This is a genomic window from Paraburkholderia polaris (assembly GCF_012927345.1).
GTDB classification, from domain to species: Bacteria; Pseudomonadota; Gammaproteobacteria; order Burkholderiales; family Burkholderiaceae; genus Paraburkholderia; species Paraburkholderia polaris.
The window spans coordinates 35,474-53,450 of record NZ_JABBGJ010000023.1; the positions used below are offsets into that span (position 1 = coordinate 35,474).

Genomic DNA, 17,977 nt, shown 5'->3' on the forward strand with positions numbered 1-17,977 from the left:
ATGAACGAGTCGATTGCGGACTTGCTTGTCCGATATATTCGGAACCTTAGCCTATTTTTCTTATTGCCGTCCGTCCATACACTGCTCCTCAAGGTCGAAAGCCCGCTGTTGATCAGGCGTCACCAGCCACCCAATCTCGAGGAAGTCATGTCCAAACTTCATTCCGCAGTCAAAGTCGGTCCCTACCAATTTGCCCATCGCGTCGTGCTGGCACCGCTCACCCGCATGCGTGCCGAACAAGGTGCCAGGCCCGGGCCGTTGATGGCCGAGTACTATGCGCAGCGCGCGTCAGAAGGCGGTTTCCTGATCGGTGAAGCCACCATCGCCGCACCCAATGGCAACGGCTACCTCGGTGCACCTGGCCTCTACGACGACAGCCAGATCGCCGGCTGGAAGCAGGTGACGCAGGCCGTGCACGCTAAAGGCGGCCGCATCTTCCTGCAGCTGTATCACGCCGGGCGCCAGTCCAACAGCCAGTTGCAGCCAGGTGGCGTGCAGCCGGTGGCGCCCTCCGCCGTGCCGCATGGCGGCGTTGCCTACACCGAAGCGGGCTGGATTCCGAACACGCCGAGCCGCGCGCTGACCATCCCCGAGATCGCCGAGCTGGTGGAGAGCTTTCGCACGGCCGCGATTCGCGGCAAGAAGGCCGGCTTCGACGGCGTCGAACTGCACGCCGCCAATGGCTACCTGTTCGATCAGTTCCTGCAGGACGGCAGCAACAAACGCACCGACATCTACGGCGGCTCGTTTGAAAACCGTGCCCGCTTCCTGATCGAAGCCACCCAGGCGGTCATCTCGGTGTGGGGCAGCGAGCGCGTGGCCGTACGCCTTGGCCCGAGCGGCAGCTGGGGCGATATGTCGGACAGCAATCCGGAAGGTCTCTTCAGCTACGTCGCGCAAGAACTGGCGAAACTGAACCTGGCCTACCTGCACCTGATCGAGCCGCGTGTATTGGGCAACGTCGACGACGACAGCAAGGACCCGAACCCGGTCGCCGCGCAACTGATCCGCAAGCACTACAAGGGCGTCATCATCGCCGCCGGCGGCTTTAAGGCCGCTACCGCCGAAGCTGTTCTGCAGTCTGGCGACGCCGACCTGGTCGCATTTGGCCGCGACTTCATCGCCAACCCGGATCTGCCGGAACGCCTGCGCCTTCAGTTGCCGCTGAATCCGTATGACCGCCCCACCTTCTTCGGCGGCACCGACGTCGGCTATACCGACTACCCGTTCTACAGCGCCGAAACCACGGACGCTGTAGCAGCGTAAGCGGAGTACACGATAGACAGCACCACCCAGCCAACTTCCCTGGCGCCGCTTTACTGGCTGGCGTTAGGGACATTCGCGGTCGGCACCGAGAGTTTCATGATTGCCGGCTGTTGCTGAACGCTTCGTTCATGTATCTCGGCTTTTCGCTCGGCGCCGCGCTCGGTTCCGTGACCTTGAGTTTCACCTCGGTGAACAACCTGGGTTGGACCGCCGCTCTCTGCGAAGTCGCGGCGTTGATCCTGACGGCCAGCATCGGCAAGCACCAGGTTCGGGTGCAAAAAGGCGCGGTCACTGCCGCATAAGGTGAGACATGAAGCAGCGCCAGTTCACCGCTACGCCAATTGGATTCGACATTCATCAAGGATTGACGATGACCAGACTCTTCTCGCCGCTTCAATTCGGCCCTTACACATTGAATCATCGCGTGGTGCATGCGCCGACCACGCGCCTTCGCGCCAACAGCGACGACAGTCCCAGCGAGATGATGCTGGAGTACTACAGCCAACGCGCCTCCGCCGGTGGCCTGATCATCACCGAATCGACGCACGTGTCTTACGACAGCCGCGGCTACCTCGGTGCACCTGGCATCTATGACGACTCACACATTGCGGGGTGGAGAAAAATCGCGGACACCGTCCATGCGAAGGGCGGCCGCATCTTCATGCAGTTGGGACACGACGGGCGCCAGTCGCACGTCGACCTGACAGGCGGAGCGGCGCCGATCGCACCATCCGAGGTGCCGTTCGAAGGCGAAGCGTTGACGCATAACGGGTGGGTACCGGTTTCGATGCACCGTGCGATCGATGTCCCCGAAATCCGGACCGTGATCGAGTATTACCGGAGAAGCGCCGAGCGCGCATTGGCTGCCGGCCTCGATGGGGTTGAACTGCATTCGGCGAACGGCTACCTGGCTGATACATTCCTGCAGGACGGCACCAACAAGCGTACAGATGCGTACGGCGGCACCATCGAAAAACGCGCGCGCTTCCTGATTGAAGTCGTCACCGCGTTGGTTTCGGTGTGGGGGGCGAACCGCGTGGGCGTGCGCTTATCGCCAAGCGGACAGTGGGGTTCAATATCCGACTCCAATCCCGAAGCGACGTTTACCTATGCGGCAGAGCAATTGAACAGGTTTGGAATCGCCTATCTACACGTTATCGAGCCACGCATCAAAGGCGTCGAAACGCTCGATGAGCATCAGAAGCCGGTGGCGGCTGCCCTGCTACGCCGCGCTTTCGACGGCCCAATCATTGCCGCCGGCGGCTTCAATGGCGATAGCGCGGAAGAAATCCTGCGCAAGGGCGATGCCGACCTCGTCGCATTTGGCCGGTACTTCACGTCTAATCCCGACCTGCCACGCCGTTTGCAACATAGGCTCCCCCTCACTCACTATGATCGTTCGACATTCTGGGGCGGCACGCATGTCGGTTACACCGACTACGCGTATTACCAGGACGAGGAGCACAGGCGCTCCGCCTGATTGAAATGCTGACGAGGGCGCGGAAGTTTCCCTGCCGCAATCGGATCTGCTCACGGCGGAATATCTTGGCGAGCGTGGGGCAAAGGTCGCTCTCCAATTCGCTCGGGGACGTGTGGTTGCGTGATAGTTCTAGAGCAGAATTCGATGGCTTCCGGGCGGATTTTACTGAGGTCACTCAGGACACAAACGGCAACTTGCTATCGCGCGCCGCCGCCAGCATCGACAGCGTGATCTTGCGCACTTCCAGCTTGCTCTGCGTGATATGTGCGCGCAGCAGGATGATCGCTTCCGTCACCCGGTTGCGTTCGATCAGGTTCAGCATGGTCGAATGTTCGTCGTAGGTGGCGCTCGTGCGGTGCGGCTTCAGAAAGTCCAGCCGTCGTACGATGCGGATGCGCTCGGTCACTTCGTTATGCACGCGCAGCATCTCCGCGTTGCCGGTCGCGGCGACCAGTTGACGGTGGAAATTCTCGTCCATGCCGAACATCTTCACCGGGTCGCTCTCGCGCAATTCGGGCTCGACGCACCATACGGCCTTCAGCGCTTCGACGGCCGCATGCGCGGCGTCGCCGCCCGCGCCCACGCGTTCGACGGCCGCCACTTCCAGCACGATGCGCAAATCGTAGAGCTGATCGAGTTGGTCGAAATTAATCGGCGCCACTTTCCAGCCGCGCCGGAAGCCGACTTCCAGATACCCCTCGCGTTGCAAACGAAACAGGCCGTCGCGCATCGGCGTGCGTGACACGCCGTAGTGTTGCGCGATGCCGTTCTCCGAAAAACGGTCGCCGGGAAACAGGCGGAAGCTGAAGATATCGTTCTTCAGTTGCTGGTACACCTGCTCGGCCAGCGGATTGGCCGCGGCCGGCACGCCAGGCATGCCCTGCATGCCCGTGGAGCCAGGTGCGCCAGGTGCGCCAGCCTCAGCGGGAGTGTCGAGCAGATTCGTCGGGTCGTCGTTCATTGATGCCACATCCCCTTTTTTCTTATTATCGGCGTTTCATGGCATAACGATAAGGCTGACGTGCGCCGCGACGATCTTCCAGCCGTCGGCGGGACCGAGCCTTGCCCACGTCTGCATTTGACGGCCGAGCAAAGGCGTCGCGTCGCTGGTGAATTCGGTGCTGACGGTGGCGAAGTCGGTGCCGAAGGTCGTCACCACGGTTCGATGCAGCTTGCGCGACTTTGGCACCGGCTCGCAGGTCTCGCGCCATGCGCGGATCGCTTCGCCGCCGTGCTGGATTTCGGCGATGCCGTAGCGGACCGTCTCCGGCGTATGCCAGAACAGCGCGTTCATCGCCGCGACGTCGTTGTCGACCAACGCCCGCTCGTATTCGACAAATGCTGCCTGCACCTGAGCTACCACGTCGGGCTGATTTATTTCCATGCCGGGATCGTCTCGTCGAGTTTCGTCAATGAAGAAAACGGTGCGGTCCAGCCGACAATGCCGCCTTGCGAGCGCACCATGTCGAGCGTCGCCTGCTTGAACGCAGGAAAATAACTGGCGGTGGCGTCTTCGATCAGCAGACTGTCGTAACCGCGGTCGTTGGCTTCGCGCATCGAGGTCTGCACGCACACTTCGGTGGTCACGCCTGCGAACACCAGATGCGTAATGCCGCGCATCGCGAGCTCTTCGCCGAGCCGCGTGGCGTAGAACGCGCCCTTGCCGGGTTTGTCGATCACCAGTTCGCCGGCAAGCGGCGCGAGCGGTTCGATGATCGCATTGCCGGGCTCGCCGCGAATCAGGATGCGCCCCATCGGTCCGGCGTCGCCGATGCGGGCGTTGGGTGCGCCTCTGAGCCGTTTTGCCGGCGGGCAGTCGGACAGATCCGCCGCATGCGATTCACGTGTATGCACGACAAGCCATTGGTGCCTGCGCGCGAAGGCCAGCAACGCCGCGACGGTCGGCACGATCTCAGCCAGCAGCGACACGTCGTTGCCAAGCGATTCGCCGAAGCCGCCCGGTTCGATGAAATCGCGCTGCATGTCGATCACAATCAGCGCGGTTTTCGTGGGCGCGAGGCTGAACGGGCCAGGCTGGGCGTCGATCGTCAACTCGGTTTGCGGTGTCATCCGATGGCTTCCTTGATTGTTTCAACGGGCGCAGCGTGATGCGCCGGGGCGTCGCCATGCCCTGCCATATGCTGACCCAGCACGGTCCGATCCGCGCGCGCCGCGGGCGTCTCGAACACCAGTTTGCCCTCCGCGATCACCACGATGCGGTCGGCCAGTTCGAGCAGTTCGTCGAGGTCTTCGCTGACCAGCAGCACCGCTGCGCCGGCATCGCGTGCGGCCATCAGACGGGCATGAATATCGGCGACCGATGCGAAATCCAGACCGAACACAGGGTTTGCGACGATCAGCACATCCACCGGCTGTCCGAGTTCGCGCGCCAGCACCGCGCGCTGCACATTGCCGCCCGACAGCGTGCCGATCGCGCGTTCCGGCAGCGGTGGACGCACATTGAATTCGCCGATCAACTGTGCGGCACGCTCGCGCACGGCACGCCGGTCGAGCCACCAGCCGCCGCGCCGCAACGGCTCGCGATCGAAGTCGCGCAGCGCGAGGTTTTGCGCCACGCTCATCGCGGCGACGCAGGCGTTTTTCAGCGGCTCTTCGGGTATCGCGAATACGCGCCTTTGGGTCATCTCTTCGCGGCTCGCATGATAGGCCTTGCCGGCCACCTGCATGTCGCCGGTTTTCACGCGACGTTGACCGACCAGCGCTTCCACCAGTTCCTTCTGACCATTGCCGGACACGCCCGCCAGTCCGAGGATTTCGCCCGCGCGCACGGAGAGCGTCGCGTGCTTGACCGCCGTGTGGCCGCGATCGTCCTCGACCGAAACATCGCGCAGGGCGAGACGCACTTGCGCCGTGTCGTCCACTGGCTTGCGCGGCACGCGTTCCATCGTCATCGCGGCCATCACCGGCGCATCGTTCCCCACGGGGACTTCCTTCTGGATGCCCCCCAAGGGGACTTCCTTCGGGGCGTGCGTGGCGACGGTGCCCATCATCCACGCGGCGAGTTCGTCACGGCTGGTGTTGGCAACCGCGCTCGTGCCGACTTGCCTGCCCTTGCGCAATACGGTGACGTCGTCGGCGTAGGCCATCACTTCGCGGAACTTGTGCGTGATCATCAGCACGGTCAGCTCGCCGCGCGAAGTCAGCTCGCGCATCAGGCCGAGCACTTCGTCAGCTTCTTGCGGCGTTAGTACCGAGGTGGGTTCGTCGAGAATCAGGAAGCGCTGCTGCAAATAAAGCTGCTTCAGGATTTCGAGTTTCTGCTTTTCGCCGGCGGCGAGCGTGGCCACCGGCGCGTCGAGCGGCAAGCGAAACGGCATGCGCTGCATGAATGCGGTAAGCGCGGCGCGCTCGCCCTTCCAGTTGATTTTCCACGGCATCTGCCCGCGCGCGAGCAACAGGTTTTCTTCGACCGACAGGCCGGACGCCAGCGTGAAATGCTGATACACCATGCCGATGCCGAGCGCCTGCGCATCGCGCGGGGACGTGATGTGGACCTCACGGCCATCGGCGGCGATCTGTCCGTCGTCGAGCACGCCATAGCCGACCAGCCCTTTCACGAGCGTGCTCTTGCCCGCGCCGTTCTCGCCGAGCAGCGCGTGGATCGTGCCGGCCTTGACCTTGATCGAGACGCTATCCAGCGCGCGGAACGCGCCGAACGATTTGCTTGCGTTCAGCACTTCCACGCCCAATGCCTTCGGAGCGGTCGACATAATTTATCTGCCTGAAGTGGCCAGCGCCGCTGCCGGCGCCGCCATTATGGCCAGTAGCGTAGCCAGCAGCGCGTGCGAGTCCGACACCGTGCCGAACACGCCGCCTTGCATGGTGATCATGTGCAACGCGGCGTCGTGATTGCTCTTGTCGGTCGCGCCGCAGCAGTCGGCCAGCACCGTGCATTCGAAGCCGCGATCGTTGGCTTCGCGCATGGTCGTGTGGACGCAGACGTCAGTGGTGATGCCGCTCAGCACCAGATTGACGATGCCGCGCGTACGCAGGATCAGTTCGAGATCCGTCGCGCAGAAGGAGCCCTTGCCGGGTTTGTCGATGATGATTTCGCCCGGCAGCGGCGCCAGTTCGTCGATGATTTCCCAGCCCGGTTCGCCTCGCACGAGGATCTTGCCGCATGGGCCGTCATCGCCGATGCCTACGCCGTCAGTGCCCGCGCGGCGGCTGCGCCAACGTTTGTTGGCGGGCAGGTCGGAGAGGTCCGGCCGATGCCCCTCGCGCGTGTGAATGATCGTGAAGCCCAGCTCGCGCATCGGCTTCAGGACGCTTTTGATCGGCTCGATCGGCGCGCGCGTCAGCGACAGGTCGTAGCCCATTTTGTCGACATAGCCGCCGTGGCCACAGAAATCCGTCTGCATGTCGATGATCACGAGTGCCGTGTTGTCCGGCCGCAGGTTACCGTCGTAGGGCCACGGATAGGGCTTTGCTTCGATGAATCGGTTCATGGTGGTGAGATCCTTAACTGGTCCTTGAAAGCACGCAAGGCAGGGCAAAATCAGTGTGGCTAGCTCGGGCTCGGCGAGTCGGTTCGGCGGTTCATCGTCAACTAGCCACGTTCAACGGTTCAATCTCACCGATTCAGATTCTTTGGCTCAAACTCGGCGAGTCGGATTCAGTGAGCAGCCGTTCAGCGGGTCAAGCTCAGTTCCCCCGGCGCACCAGCCAGCGTCCGATCCGGACGGCAATTGACGATCATGATCGCGAGCGTCAGCACATACGGCGCGGCGTTGTAGAGGTAGTAGCCGCTCGTCACGCCAATCGCCTGCAATGCGGGCCCGAGTGCGCCGGCCGCGCCGAACAGCAGTGCGGCCCACAGACAACGCAACGGCTGCCAGCGCGCGAAGATCACCAGCGCGACCGCCATCAGTCCTTGTCCGCTGGAAAGCCCTTCATTCCAGCTGCCCGGATAAACCAGCGACAGATACGCGCCGCCAATACCCGCGAACACGCCGCCCACCGCCGTCGCGGCGATGCGCACACGCGTGAGCGGATAGCCCATGGCGCGCGCCGTCTCGGCATGATCGCCGACGAGCCGCAGCACCATGCCCCAGCGGGTATTGCGCAGACCCCATTGCAGTGCGAACGCCAGCACCACGCCAATCACGAACAGCAAGTTGATATGCAGCGCGTTATGCAATTGCGGCGACGAGGTCCACGTGCCGAGATCGATGAACGGCAGCATCGGCGCCTGCGGTTCGATGAAGGGCTTGCCGAGATAGAACGCGAGCCCGGTGCCGAGCAGCATCAATGCGATGCCGAACGCAATATCCGACACGCGCGGCAACGAGCACACGAGGCCATGCAGGCAGCCAAGCAACAAGCCGACGAAACCGGCCGCAAGCACACCGGCCCACGGCGAGCCGGTCAGAAAAGCACCGGCATAGCCGCTCATCGCGCCGGACACAAGAATGCCTTCGAGACCGAGATTCACACGGCCGCCCTTCTCGGTCAGGCATTCGCCGAGACTGACGAACAGATAAGGCGTGCTGACACGGATCGCACCGGCGAACAACGACAGCAACAGGATCACAATGGGCGAATGCATATCAGGCATGGGTCTGCTCCAGTTGCACGGGAAGGTCGGTCTGCGCGGCGGCCTGCAATTTGACGCGCCATGCGGCGATGCGCCCGCCGAGCGCTTCCCATGCAAGCAGGTTCGCGAACAGGAGGCCTTGCAAGACGAGCGTGGTGGCGTCGGGGAGATCGAGCCGCCGTTGCAGCAGAGAACCACTCGCCTCGATGCCGCCGATCATCAGCGCGCACGCGATGATCGCGAGCGGATTCTGGCGTGCGGCGAACGCGACGAGAATGCCCGCGTAGCCATAACCCGCCAGCAACGATGCATTCGCGCTGCCCTGCACCGCCGCGACTTCGAACATGCCGCCGAGTCCCGCCGCAGCGCCGCCCAATACGCACGCGGCAAGAGCCAGCAGATTGACCGGCAAGCCGACCAGACGCGCGGCGCGATTGCTGCCGCCCACCACGCGCATCGCGAAACCCTTGGTGCTGAACTTCACGAACACCCACGCCGCGATGCACGCGACGACGCCCCAGAACAGTCCCCAATGCGTATCGAGTCCGGGGATCGAACCGATCATCATCGCGTCGGGTACCGGATAGGTGGACGGTTTATTCAGGCTCGCGGGGTCGCGCAACGGCCCTTCCACCAGATGCTTGAAGAGGGCGATCGCGATATACGACATCAACAGGCTGCTGATCGTCTCGTTGACGCCACGCCATTGCCGCAGCGCGCCGACCGCGCCGATCCAGATGCCGCCGGCCAGCATGCCGGCTACCGCCATCAACGGCGTGGCGAGCAGCCAGGGCGTGCCGTGCGGCAGCATCTGCGGGACGATCGCCGCGCACATGCCGCCCAGCGCGAGCGCACCCTCGCCGCCGATCACGATCAGTCCGACCTGGGCGGGCAGCGCGACGCACAGCGCGGTCAGCATCAGCGGCGAGGCGCGCAGCAAGGTGCTCTGCCACGCGAACGACGAGCCGAATGCGCCTTCAAAGATCAGCCCGATCGCATCGAGCGCCGGCTGCCCCTGCACCAGCAGGAACAGCGAGAACAGCAGCAGCGTGCCGAGCACCGCCAATGCGGTGGGCAGCGCGGGCAAGAGCGACAGCATCACTCTCGCGGTAGGGGCATTGGGGCGCATCAGGGTTCCTTCTTTCATGCCAACTCACGCACACTCATACAACCACGCAGGCCGCCATCAGATCTGGCCGACGACGCCCGCCACCAAATAGTTCATGCTTTCGAGCGTGTAGTCGGTCTGTATATGGCTCGCGCCGGAGGCGATTGCTGTGCCGCCCTTGTTGTCCTTCATCGGGCCTTTGAAGATAACGAAATTGCCGGCCACCATGCTGCTTTTGATCGAGTCGGCGTTCTGCTTCGCCTGCGCGGTGACTTTCGCGCCATACGGCGACATCTTCACGAAGCCTTCTTTCAACCCGCCACGCAGCACATTGGGTTGCGGCGTGCCGACTTGCGCGCCCGTGACCAACTGCTTATACGGTGTTGCCCAGTCCCATTCCGCGCCGGTCAGATAGCCTTTCGGCGCGAGCGCTGCCTGGCTCGCGTGATAGCCGCAACTCATCGCGCCGCGCTTTTCCGCCGTCTCCACGACGACCTTCGGACCGTCGACGTGACAGGTCAGCACATCGCACCCCTGATCGATGAGACTGTTGGTGGCTTCCGCTTCCTTCACGGGCATCGACCAGTCGCCCGTGAAAATCACCTGCGTGGTGATCGACGGATCGACGGACTGCGCGCCAAGCGTGAACGAATTGATGTTGCGCAGCACCTGCGGAATCGGTTTGGCGGCGACGAAGCCGAGCTTTTTGCTCTTCGTCATATGGCCCGCGACTACGCCGTTCAGGTACTGGCATTCGTCGATATAGCCGAAGTAGCTGGTGATGTTCGACGGGTTGCCCTGCTTCCACAAACCGCCGCAATGCGCGAAACGCACCTTCGGATATTTAGCCGCCATCTTCAGCACATGCGGATCGAAGTAACCGAACGAGGTCGCGAAAATCAGCGTGGCGCCGTCCTGTTCGATCATGGCTTCCATGGTCTTCTGCACGGCGATGGTTTCCGGCACGTTCTCCTCTTCCACCACCTTCACATCGGGCATCTTCTTGATGACGGCGGCGGCCGTTGCCTGAGCCTGGTTGTAGCCGTAGTCGCTGCGCGCGCCGACGTAGATCACGCCGACCGTCGTCTTCGGCGCGGCGAACACCGATTGAATCGGCAGGATATTGCCGAGCGTCAACAGGCTGGCGCTCTTGATGAAATTCCGGCGGCTGGTCATGATGTCCAATTCCTGGTTGGGGGTTGAGGAGCGTTGGCGTTCAGTTGACATTCAGGCTGTCGAGATAAGCGCGCCAGCCGCCGAACGAAGTGATGTCGGTTGCGCCACTGCTGTCGCTCACCGCCGACGGCTCGCAGATGAAGCCTTTCACAGTGAGGTGGTTGGCGAGTTGCACGGTGCCGATGCCGAGCGGTGCGGGCACGTCGGCGACGAACTTGCCGAAGGTGCGCAGCGGCACTTCCCAGACTTCCACGGCGATGGGCGCGCCTTGCTGGTCGGATACTCGCACAAGCCCTGGCTTCGGCGGTTGCGTGTTGGCCAGCGCGTAAAGCGTGTAATCGGGGGTGGTTTGGGTCGCCACGACAAAACGTGCGCCGGCTTCCTGAAGTTGCCAGTTCAGCGGCTGGCCACGCAGATGCGCGCCGACCACGGCGAGCGTAACGCTCGGCTCCTGAAACGGCAGCGGTTCGATCAGGTTCGCCGTGCCTGCGGTCCCCGTTCTGGTTGTCGGTTCGGCTGCGGCAGCGGTCTCGCCCCGAGGGCGGTTGGCGCTCGCGAACAGCGCCTGGATCCGCGCGCCCAATTCGGCGAGACGCCGGTCCGCGCCGCTCGGTGCGATCAGGGTGACGCCGGCTGACAAGCCGTCATGGCGACGCTGGCACGGCACGGCCAGCGCGCACAGATCGAGCAGATTGACGAAATTCGTGTAATAGCCAAGCTGACTGTTCAACTCGACAGGATTGGCCTGCACGTCGGCGATCAACGGATGCGTCGGTGTGGTCGGAACGACCAGGATGTCGATTGCCTCGAAAAGCTGTTCGGCATGGCGCTTCAGGTCGGCGAGTGCGTACTGGCCGTTGAACGCGTCAGCGGCACTGAAGCGGTCCGCTTTGCCGATCACGGTTGCGACCACCGGGTCGATCGCTTCGTGATTCGTCTCGAAGAATGCGCCAAGCGCGGCGCGCCGTTCCGCCACCCACGGGCCGTCGTAGAGCAGCGCGGAGACTTGCCTCAGCGGCTGGAAATCGATCGGCGTGGGATCGAGATGCAGATGCGTCGAGAGCGTATCGAGTGCGGCGGAGAACGCCTGATTCGCCGCTGCGTCGCCGAAGAACTCGAGGTGATCCGGCACACCGATCCGCGGCGCGCCACGCAAGAGGCCGAGACTCGGTACCTTGCGCGAGTAGCCGTCGAGCGGATCGAAACGCGCGATTTCACTAAACACGCGCCACGCATCGTCGACGTCGTGAGCGAACACCGAGATCGTGTCGAGGCTACGGCACGCCGGCATGACACCGCGCTTGCTGACAAGTCCGAGCGACGGCTTCAGGCCGACAAGCCCGTTGAACCCGGCCGGCACGCGACCCGAGCCGGCAGTGTCAGTGCCGAGGGAAAAGGCCACGCAACCCGCGGCCACGGCAACCGCCGACCCGGAACTCGACCCGCCGGACACGCGCTGTGGAAACTCGGTGTGCCGCACCGCGCCAAAAGGCGAACGCGTGCCGACGAGGCCGGTCGCGAACTGGTCGAGATTGGTCTTGCCGATCAGGATCGCGCCGGCGTCGATGAGGCGCTGCACAGCGAATGCCGAGGTGTCCGGCGTATAGCTGAAAGGCTCGCACGCGGCGGTGGTCGGCAAGCCGGCGACGTCGATATTGTCTTTGACCGCGAACGGCACGCCGAACAGCGGCATCCGTTCGAACACGGCGCTGCCCTGCTCTTCGTAAAGCGCTTCGAGCGCATGGGCGCGGGCCTGCACGTCCGCTGTGGGCACACGCAAGATCCAGACTTCCGGCCGGTCGATTTCGACGATGCGAGCAAGCGCCGACGCCACGACTTCAGTGGGTGTAAGACGTTTGGCGGCATACGCCGCGAGGAGACTACGGACCATCAGGGGCGAAGAAATAGACACTGGTTTTTCCTTGAGTTCAATCTTGAATACAAGTTTGGACTCAAATTAGCAGGAGCTATGCCAGGTGCATTCCAGGTTCGTCCGAACCTGCTATCAGCCTTGCCAGGTTTGGCTTTGGGACGATTTTCCGGCGACGAGGCCGGCCCGCGCTGCCGCCCTGTGAGCAAAGCGTCATGGTGCACCGCTCCCCAACTCGGGGCTCCCGCGCCCTGCATTCGCGCTTCGCGCGCACGGTGCGTCGCGATCGTAGGCAGTTGGGAAACACAATCCTGTCGACGACGCGCAAACGACCGGTAGTACGCCGCGCAGCACATCAAACCAAACCAGCTAAGCAAGCGAAAAAACGTGCTAAAGCGCGCGGGCAAAGCGTTCAATAATCGCCACTCATCACGCGACGCAACCCAAGCCCTAATCTCTGGAGACCGATCATGAGCGAGTCCGCATCCGCCAACTGGCGCCTCGAAACGATTGCGGTGCACGGCGGCTATCAGCCTGACCCGACCACCCGCGCGGCAGCCGTGCCGATCTATCAGACCGCGGCCTTCGCCTTCGACGATACGCAGCACGGCGCCGACCTGTTCGATCTGAAGGTGCCCGGCAACATCTATACGCGGATCATGAATCCGACCCAGGACGTGCTCGAGCAACGCGTCACCGCGCTCGAAGGCGGCGTGGGCGCGCTGGCGGTCGCGTCGGGCCAGGCGGCGGTCACCTATTCGATCCTGACGATCGCCGAAGCCGGCGACAACATCGTTTCGTCGAGCACGCTGTATGGCGGCACCTACAACCTGTTCGCCCATACGCTGCCGCAATACGGCATCACCACGCGTTTCGCCGATCCGCGTGAGCCAGCTTCGTTCGAAGCCCTGATCGACGAGCGCACCAAAGCGATCTTCGTCGAGTCGGTCGGCAATCCGCTTGGCAACATCACCGACATCGCGGCGCTTGCCGAGATCGCGCATCGTCACGGCGTGCCGCTGATCGTCGACAACACCGTGCCGTCGCCCTATCTGCTACGGCCGTTCGAGCATGGCGCGGACATCGTCGTGCATTCGCTCACCAAGTATCTCGGCGGCCACGGCACCAGCATCGGCGGCGCGATTGTCGACTCGGGCAAGTTTCCCTGGGCGAAGCATGCCGAACGGTTCAAGCGTCTGACCACGCCAGACGTGAGTTATCACGGCGTCACCTACACCGAAGCGCTCGGCCCGGCTGCCTATATCGGACGCGCGCGTGTCGTGCCGCTGCGTAACATCGGCGCGGCCATCTCGCCGTTCAACGCGTTCCAGATCCTGCAAGGCATCGAGACGCTCGCGCTGCGCATGGATCGCATCAGCGAGAATGCGTTGAGGATTGCGCGGCATCTGCAGGAGCACAGCAAGGCCGAGTGGGTGAGCTACGCCGGGCTGCCTGGCCATCCGGACCATGCGCTTGTGAAGCGCTACCTGTCGGGACGCGGCCCGGGCATCCTGACGTTCGGCGTAAAGGGCGGCCGCGCCGCGGGGGCGAGCTTCCAGGATCGACTGAAACTGTTCACGCGCCTCGTCAATATCGGCGACGCGAAGTCACTGGTTACGCATCCGGCGTCGACCACGCATCGGCAGTTGTCACCAGAAGAGCTGGCGCGCGCGGGCGTGCGTGAGGAGACGGTGCGGCTATCCGTGGGTATCGAACATATCGACGATCTGCTCGAGGACCTGGATCAGGCGTTGGCATCGCTTTGAGCGCAGCGCACAACGCTGCTTAGCGCACGTGAGCACGTGAGCACGTGAGCACATGAGCACGTGAGCACGTGAGCACGTGAGCACATGAGCACATGAGCACATGTGCTCACGCCGCGCGATTCATGCTCGTGCGCGGTGTTGACTGCATATTGCCGCTGCGCGCTGATTTACTTCGGCACGGCGTGCGAACTTATACTCGATACTCCGACGAGCTCACTCACAGCTCATCCCCAGCAGCGGAGTAGCGATGCACGATATAAGACTCGCCAGCAGCGCCGGCGGCATGGTCACCAGCCCGCATGCAGTTGCCAGCGCCGCGGGCCTCGACGTATTGCGCGCGGGCGGCAATGCGATCGAAGCCGCGATCGCCATCGGCGCGGCGCTGTGCGTGACGTATCCGCATTTTACGGGACTCGGCGGCGACGCTTTCTGGGTGATCGGCGACCGGCAAGGGATGTTGCGCACGGTATCGGGCATCGGCCAGGCCGCGGCGCAGTTGCCTGAGTTCGACGGCGCTATTCCTCTGCGCGGGGCGGCGTCTGCGATCACCACGGCCGCGACCGTCGATACGTGGAATCAGGCGTATCAAATCAGCCGGGCGTCATGGGGCGGGCGGCAATCATGGGCATCGCTGTTTGATCGCGCGCTCGAATATGCAGCGGATGGATTTCCGGTCACGCCTTCGCAGCATTTCTGGCAAACACTTCGCGCGAATGAATTGCGTTTGCTGCCCGGCTTTGCGGCGACTTTTGCGCCGCATGGCCGCATTCCCGCCATCGCCCAACGCTTCTCACAGCCCGCGCTGGCGAAGAGCATCGAGCGGATTGCCCGCTTCGGCGCGCACGAATTCTATGAAGGCGAGCTTGCAGAGCGGATCGCGCGTGGTTTGCGCGAGGCCGGCTCGCCGTTGACGTTGAGCGACCTGGCGCGAACGCAAGCGCGTGATGAAGTGCCCTTGCGTGTCGCCTATCGTGGCGGCGAACTGGTCAGCATGCGGCCGCCGACTCAAGGTGTGACGACACTGCAGATCATGGGCACCCTCGATCGTTTCGATTTTGAGCAGATTGCAGAAGGCAGTGCCGATTACTACCATCTGCTGGTGGAAGCCGTGAAATGTGCATTCGTGGACCGCGACCGCTTCGTGTCCGATCCTGAGTTCAACAGCGTGCCGGTCGACGACATGCTCTCGCCCGCTACGCTCGATGCGCATGCACGCTCGATCAATCCGCGTGAAGCGCGCGCCTGGCCCCATGTGTTTCGCCCGGGCGACACGGTGTTTATCGGCGCGACGGATAGCGAAGGCCGCAGCGTCAGTGTTCTGCAAACCGTTTACTTCGACTGGGGTAGCGGCGTGGTGGCAGGCGATACGGGGATTCTGTGGCACAACCGCGGCGCGTCGTTCAGCACGAATCCCCTGCATCACAACGCCGTGCAGCCGGGTAAGCGACCGTTCCATACGCTCAACCCCGGCATGTATCTGAAGGATGGCCGGCCGCACCTGCTGTTCGGCACACAAGGCGCCGACGGTCAGCCGCAAACGCTGGCCGCGATCCTCACGCGCCTGATCGACTACGGGATGGACCCGCTCACTGCCCTCGCCCGTCCGCGCTTTCTGCTTGGCAAGACCTTCTCCGACACGCGCGATGCCTTGAAGCTCGAAGAAGACGCCGGCGCCGACGTGTTCGCGGCGCTTGCCGCGCGTGGGCATGAAGTCAGCGCCATCCCGGCGCAGAGTCCTTTAGCGGGACATCCCGGGGTGATCCGCATCGAGGCAGATGGCTTGGCCTCAGGCGCTCACGATCCGCGCAGCGATGGCCGCGCGCTCGGGGTCTAGCAACGCGGCGATTGGTTTCGCGCCGGCTGAGAGCGGACCCGCACCGGTATTCGTTTCGAAGTCGATTTCCACGTTTGGAAGCCTAGGTTCGAGTGGCGTAGCCGGTGATGCCGAGCAACTGGCCGAGGCTTTTCTCGCCACGCATCCTCGAGGTTTCGATCCGCTCTTCGATATCCCGAAGATGTGCTTCCATATGGCCCATTGCACCCGCTGCATCGCGTGCCTCGATGCAATCGACGATCGCCGCATGCTCTGCGTGCTCGCACGGCGCATGCCCCGGTGGTTCATACACGCCGACAATCAGCGAGCAGCGCGAAACCAGTTCCTTCAGATAGTTTTGCAGAATCGAGTTGCCCGCCAGCGCGGCGATGCGCATATGAAAGCCACTGGCGAGCGTGGCCCACGAAGGCTGGTCGAAGCGATGCATCGCCTCGTGCTCGCTCGCCAACTGCTGGCGCAAGGCGTTGATGTCCCCGGCACTCGCGCGCTGCACGGCAAGCTCGACCAGCATGCGTTCGACCGAGCGCCGCGCCTCGAAGATCTCGCGCGTTTCTTCGGGCGTCGGCTCGGCGATCACCGCGCCTTTGTTCGGCCGCAGCACGACGATGCCGTCGTAGGCGAGCTTTTCCAGCACTCGCCGCACGATCGCGCGGCCCACGCCGAACAGTTGGCATAACTCGGGTTCCGGCAGCTTCGTGCCGGGCGTCAAACGATGATTCAGCACGCCGTCGAAGATCGACTGATAGATGCGCGCGTCGACGTCCGCCTCCTCTTTCGGCGTTTTTCTGGCGGTGGCCGCGCCGGCGTTCGGGCTCATGCTCATGCGACCTCGGGGCGCAGCACGCCGTCCCGCTCCAGTTCGTCCATGTGACGCGCGATCGCGCCTGGCGTCGTCATCCACACATCGCCGGTCGCTCGTGCCGCGGCGATATGTTCGAGCGCGCGGCGCAGATGCCGCAGTCTGTAGGGCTGCCCCACCAGATAAGGATGCAGCGCGATGCCCATGACGAGCGCCTGGGGCTGCGTGCCGCGATTGGCCTGTTCGAGCATCTCGTCGAACTGATCGATGATCATGTCGGCGAACGCGCGGCCGTCCATATGGCGGCCCACCATCATCGGCAGATCGTTGAGTTCCTGCGGGTACGGAATCGACCATAGCGGGCCGCCACGTGTGGCCATGCGCACCGGACGATCGTCGTGACACCAGTTCAGCGTGTAGCGATATCCGGTCTCAGCCAGCAGATCGGGCGTCAAGTGTGATTCCGATATCCAAGGCGAGAGCCAGCCTGCCGGCGGCGTGCCGGACGTTTCGGCGATACGTTCGCGGCAATGCAGAAGCAGCTCACGTTCGCCGTTTTCGTCGAGGTCGCTTTGCCGATGCGCATTGGTGTGCCCATGGCCGATCAGTTCGTCGCCACGCGCCACGCATGCCTCGATCAATTCCGGGCAATGGTCGTAGAGCGCGGTATTGATGAGCGTGCCCGCGGGCATGTCCAGTTGGTCGAACAGTTCGATGCAGCGCCACGCGCCCACGCGGTTGCCGTATTCGCGCCAGCTATGGTTCAGCACATCCGGTTGCGGGGAGATCGGGCCCAGTGCGGCGCCGAGTCCCTCGCCGAACGCAAAGTGTTCGATGTTGAAGCCGAGGTAGACCGCGAGTCCACTATCGCCGGGCCAGCGGAACGCGTCGCTGTCCGTGATCGGGCGATACGTAAAGCGGCCATGAGTGGTGATCAATTGACGGGCGCGGGTCTGTGCTGCGGGCATGTTCCGTGTGTCGTTCATGTAAAGAAGCCGTGAGTGGCGAAAAGCGACGCGTGGCGCCCCGGATGAACCGAGTTGGCCGGATCATGCCCCGGGACGGACCGAGGACGCACCGCGATCGCGCAAAAAAATCTCTTTAATCGCTGACGATCGACG

Annotated in this window: 16 protein-coding genes; 5 read left to right on the top strand and 11 right to left on the bottom strand. The window is 63.3% G+C overall.

Annotated features, from left to right (window positions below):
* The first annotated feature begins 147 nt into the window (after positions 1–147).
* The 3 genes from HHL24_RS21530 to HHL24_RS21540 all read left to right on the top strand — a co-directional run bounded on the left by HHL24_RS21530 (position 148) and on the right by HHL24_RS21540 (position 2,746).
* On the top strand, positions 148–1,266 hold the full coding sequence (locus HHL24_RS21530) for an alkene reductase (RefSeq protein ID WP_169487427.1): 1,119 nt from the start codon (positions 148–150) through the stop codon (positions 1,264–1,266).
* 110 nt (positions 1,267–1,376) lie between these two features.
* Positions 1,377–1,568 carry a hypothetical protein gene (locus tag HHL24_RS21535; protein ID WP_169487428.1) on the top strand — a complete coding sequence of 64 codons (192 nt, stop codon included), beginning with the start codon at positions 1,377–1,379 and terminating at the stop codon, positions 1,566–1,568.
* Between the two features lie 68 nt (positions 1,569–1,636).
* Positions 1,637–2,746, top strand: a complete 1,110-nt coding sequence (locus HHL24_RS21540; protein WP_169487429.1) for an alkene reductase — start codon at positions 1,637–1,639, stop codon at positions 2,744–2,746.
* 175 nt (positions 2,747–2,921) lie between these two features.
* Here the strand turns inward: HHL24_RS21540 and HHL24_RS21545 are convergent, their stop codons facing one another.
* The 9 genes from HHL24_RS21545 to atzF all read right to left on the bottom strand — a co-directional run bounded on the left by HHL24_RS21545 (position 2,922) and on the right by atzF (position 12,478).
* Positions 2,922–3,707 (bottom strand): GntR family transcriptional regulator, encoded by a 786-nt coding sequence (locus HHL24_RS21545; RefSeq protein WP_169487430.1) that lies wholly within the window; start codon positions 3,705–3,707, stop codon positions 2,922–2,924.
* A gap of 36 nt (positions 3,708–3,743) precedes the next feature.
* Complete coding sequence (hpxZ, locus tag HHL24_RS21550; protein ID WP_169487431.1) at positions 3,744–4,130, bottom strand: oxalurate catabolism protein HpxZ; 387 nt, start codon at positions 4,128–4,130, stop codon at positions 3,744–3,746.
* A complete protein-coding gene (locus HHL24_RS21555) occupies positions 4,121–4,816 on the bottom strand; it encodes a cysteine hydrolase family protein (RefSeq protein ID WP_169487432.1) in 696 nt (231 codons plus the stop codon). Before HHL24_RS21555 ends, hpxZ begins: the two co-directional genes overlap by 10 nt.
* A complete protein-coding gene (locus HHL24_RS21560; protein ID WP_206002963.1) occupies positions 4,813–6,477 on the bottom strand; it encodes an ABC transporter ATP-binding protein in 1,665 nt (554 codons plus the stop codon). The genes HHL24_RS21555 and HHL24_RS21560 overlap by 4 nt, the downstream gene beginning before the upstream one ends.
* 3 nt (positions 6,478–6,480) lie before the next feature.
* Positions 6,481–7,215 (bottom strand): biuret amidohydrolase, encoded by a 735-nt coding sequence (gene biuH, locus HHL24_RS21565; protein WP_169487433.1) that lies wholly within the window; start codon positions 7,213–7,215, stop codon positions 6,481–6,483.
* A 182-nt stretch (positions 7,216–7,397) separates the two neighbouring features.
* The gene (locus HHL24_RS21570) at positions 7,398–8,324 is read right to left on the bottom strand and encodes an ABC transporter permease (protein WP_169487434.1); all 927 of its coding nucleotides are present in this window, start codon (positions 8,322–8,324) and stop codon (positions 7,398–7,400) included.
* Positions 8,317–9,432, bottom strand: a complete 1,116-nt coding sequence (locus HHL24_RS21575; RefSeq protein WP_169487521.1) for an ABC transporter permease — start codon at positions 9,430–9,432, stop codon at positions 8,317–8,319. The genes HHL24_RS21570 and HHL24_RS21575 overlap by 8 nt, the downstream gene beginning before the upstream one ends.
* A gap of 57 nt (positions 9,433–9,489) precedes the next feature.
* Positions 9,490–10,587: a BMP family ABC transporter substrate-binding protein gene (locus HHL24_RS21580; protein ID WP_169487435.1), complete on the bottom strand. Its 1,098-nt coding sequence runs from the start codon at positions 10,585–10,587 to the stop codon at positions 9,490–9,492.
* A 40-nt stretch (positions 10,588–10,627) separates the two neighbouring features.
* On the bottom strand, positions 10,628–12,478 hold the full coding sequence (gene atzF, locus HHL24_RS21585; RefSeq protein ID WP_169487522.1) for an allophanate hydrolase: 1,851 nt from the start codon (positions 12,476–12,478) through the stop codon (positions 10,628–10,630).
* A 449-nt stretch (positions 12,479–12,927) separates the two neighbouring features.
* Between atzF and HHL24_RS21590 the strand changes: the two genes are divergently transcribed.
* Both HHL24_RS21590 and HHL24_RS21595 read left to right on the top strand, forming a co-directional pair.
* On the top strand, positions 12,928–14,223 hold the full coding sequence (locus tag HHL24_RS21590; RefSeq protein WP_169487436.1) for an O-acetylhomoserine aminocarboxypropyltransferase/cysteine synthase family protein: 1,296 nt from the start codon (positions 12,928–12,930) through the stop codon (positions 14,221–14,223).
* 247 nt (positions 14,224–14,470) lie between these two features.
* On the top strand, positions 14,471–16,057 hold the full coding sequence (locus HHL24_RS21595; protein ID WP_169487437.1) for a gamma-glutamyltransferase family protein: 1,587 nt from the start codon (positions 14,471–14,473) through the stop codon (positions 16,055–16,057).
* Between the two features lie 82 nt (positions 16,058–16,139).
* Here HHL24_RS21595 and HHL24_RS21600 read toward each other — a convergent pair whose 3' ends face one another.
* A complete protein-coding gene (locus tag HHL24_RS21600) occupies positions 16,140–16,874 on the bottom strand; it encodes a GntR family transcriptional regulator (protein ID WP_169487523.1) in 735 nt (244 codons plus the stop codon).
* Positions 16,875–16,876: 2 nt separating this feature from the next.
* The gene (locus tag HHL24_RS21605) at positions 16,877–17,842 is read right to left on the bottom strand and encodes a polysaccharide deacetylase family protein (RefSeq protein ID WP_169487438.1); all 966 of its coding nucleotides are present in this window, start codon (positions 17,840–17,842) and stop codon (positions 16,877–16,879) included.
* Between the last annotated feature and the right edge of the window lie 135 nt (positions 17,843–17,977).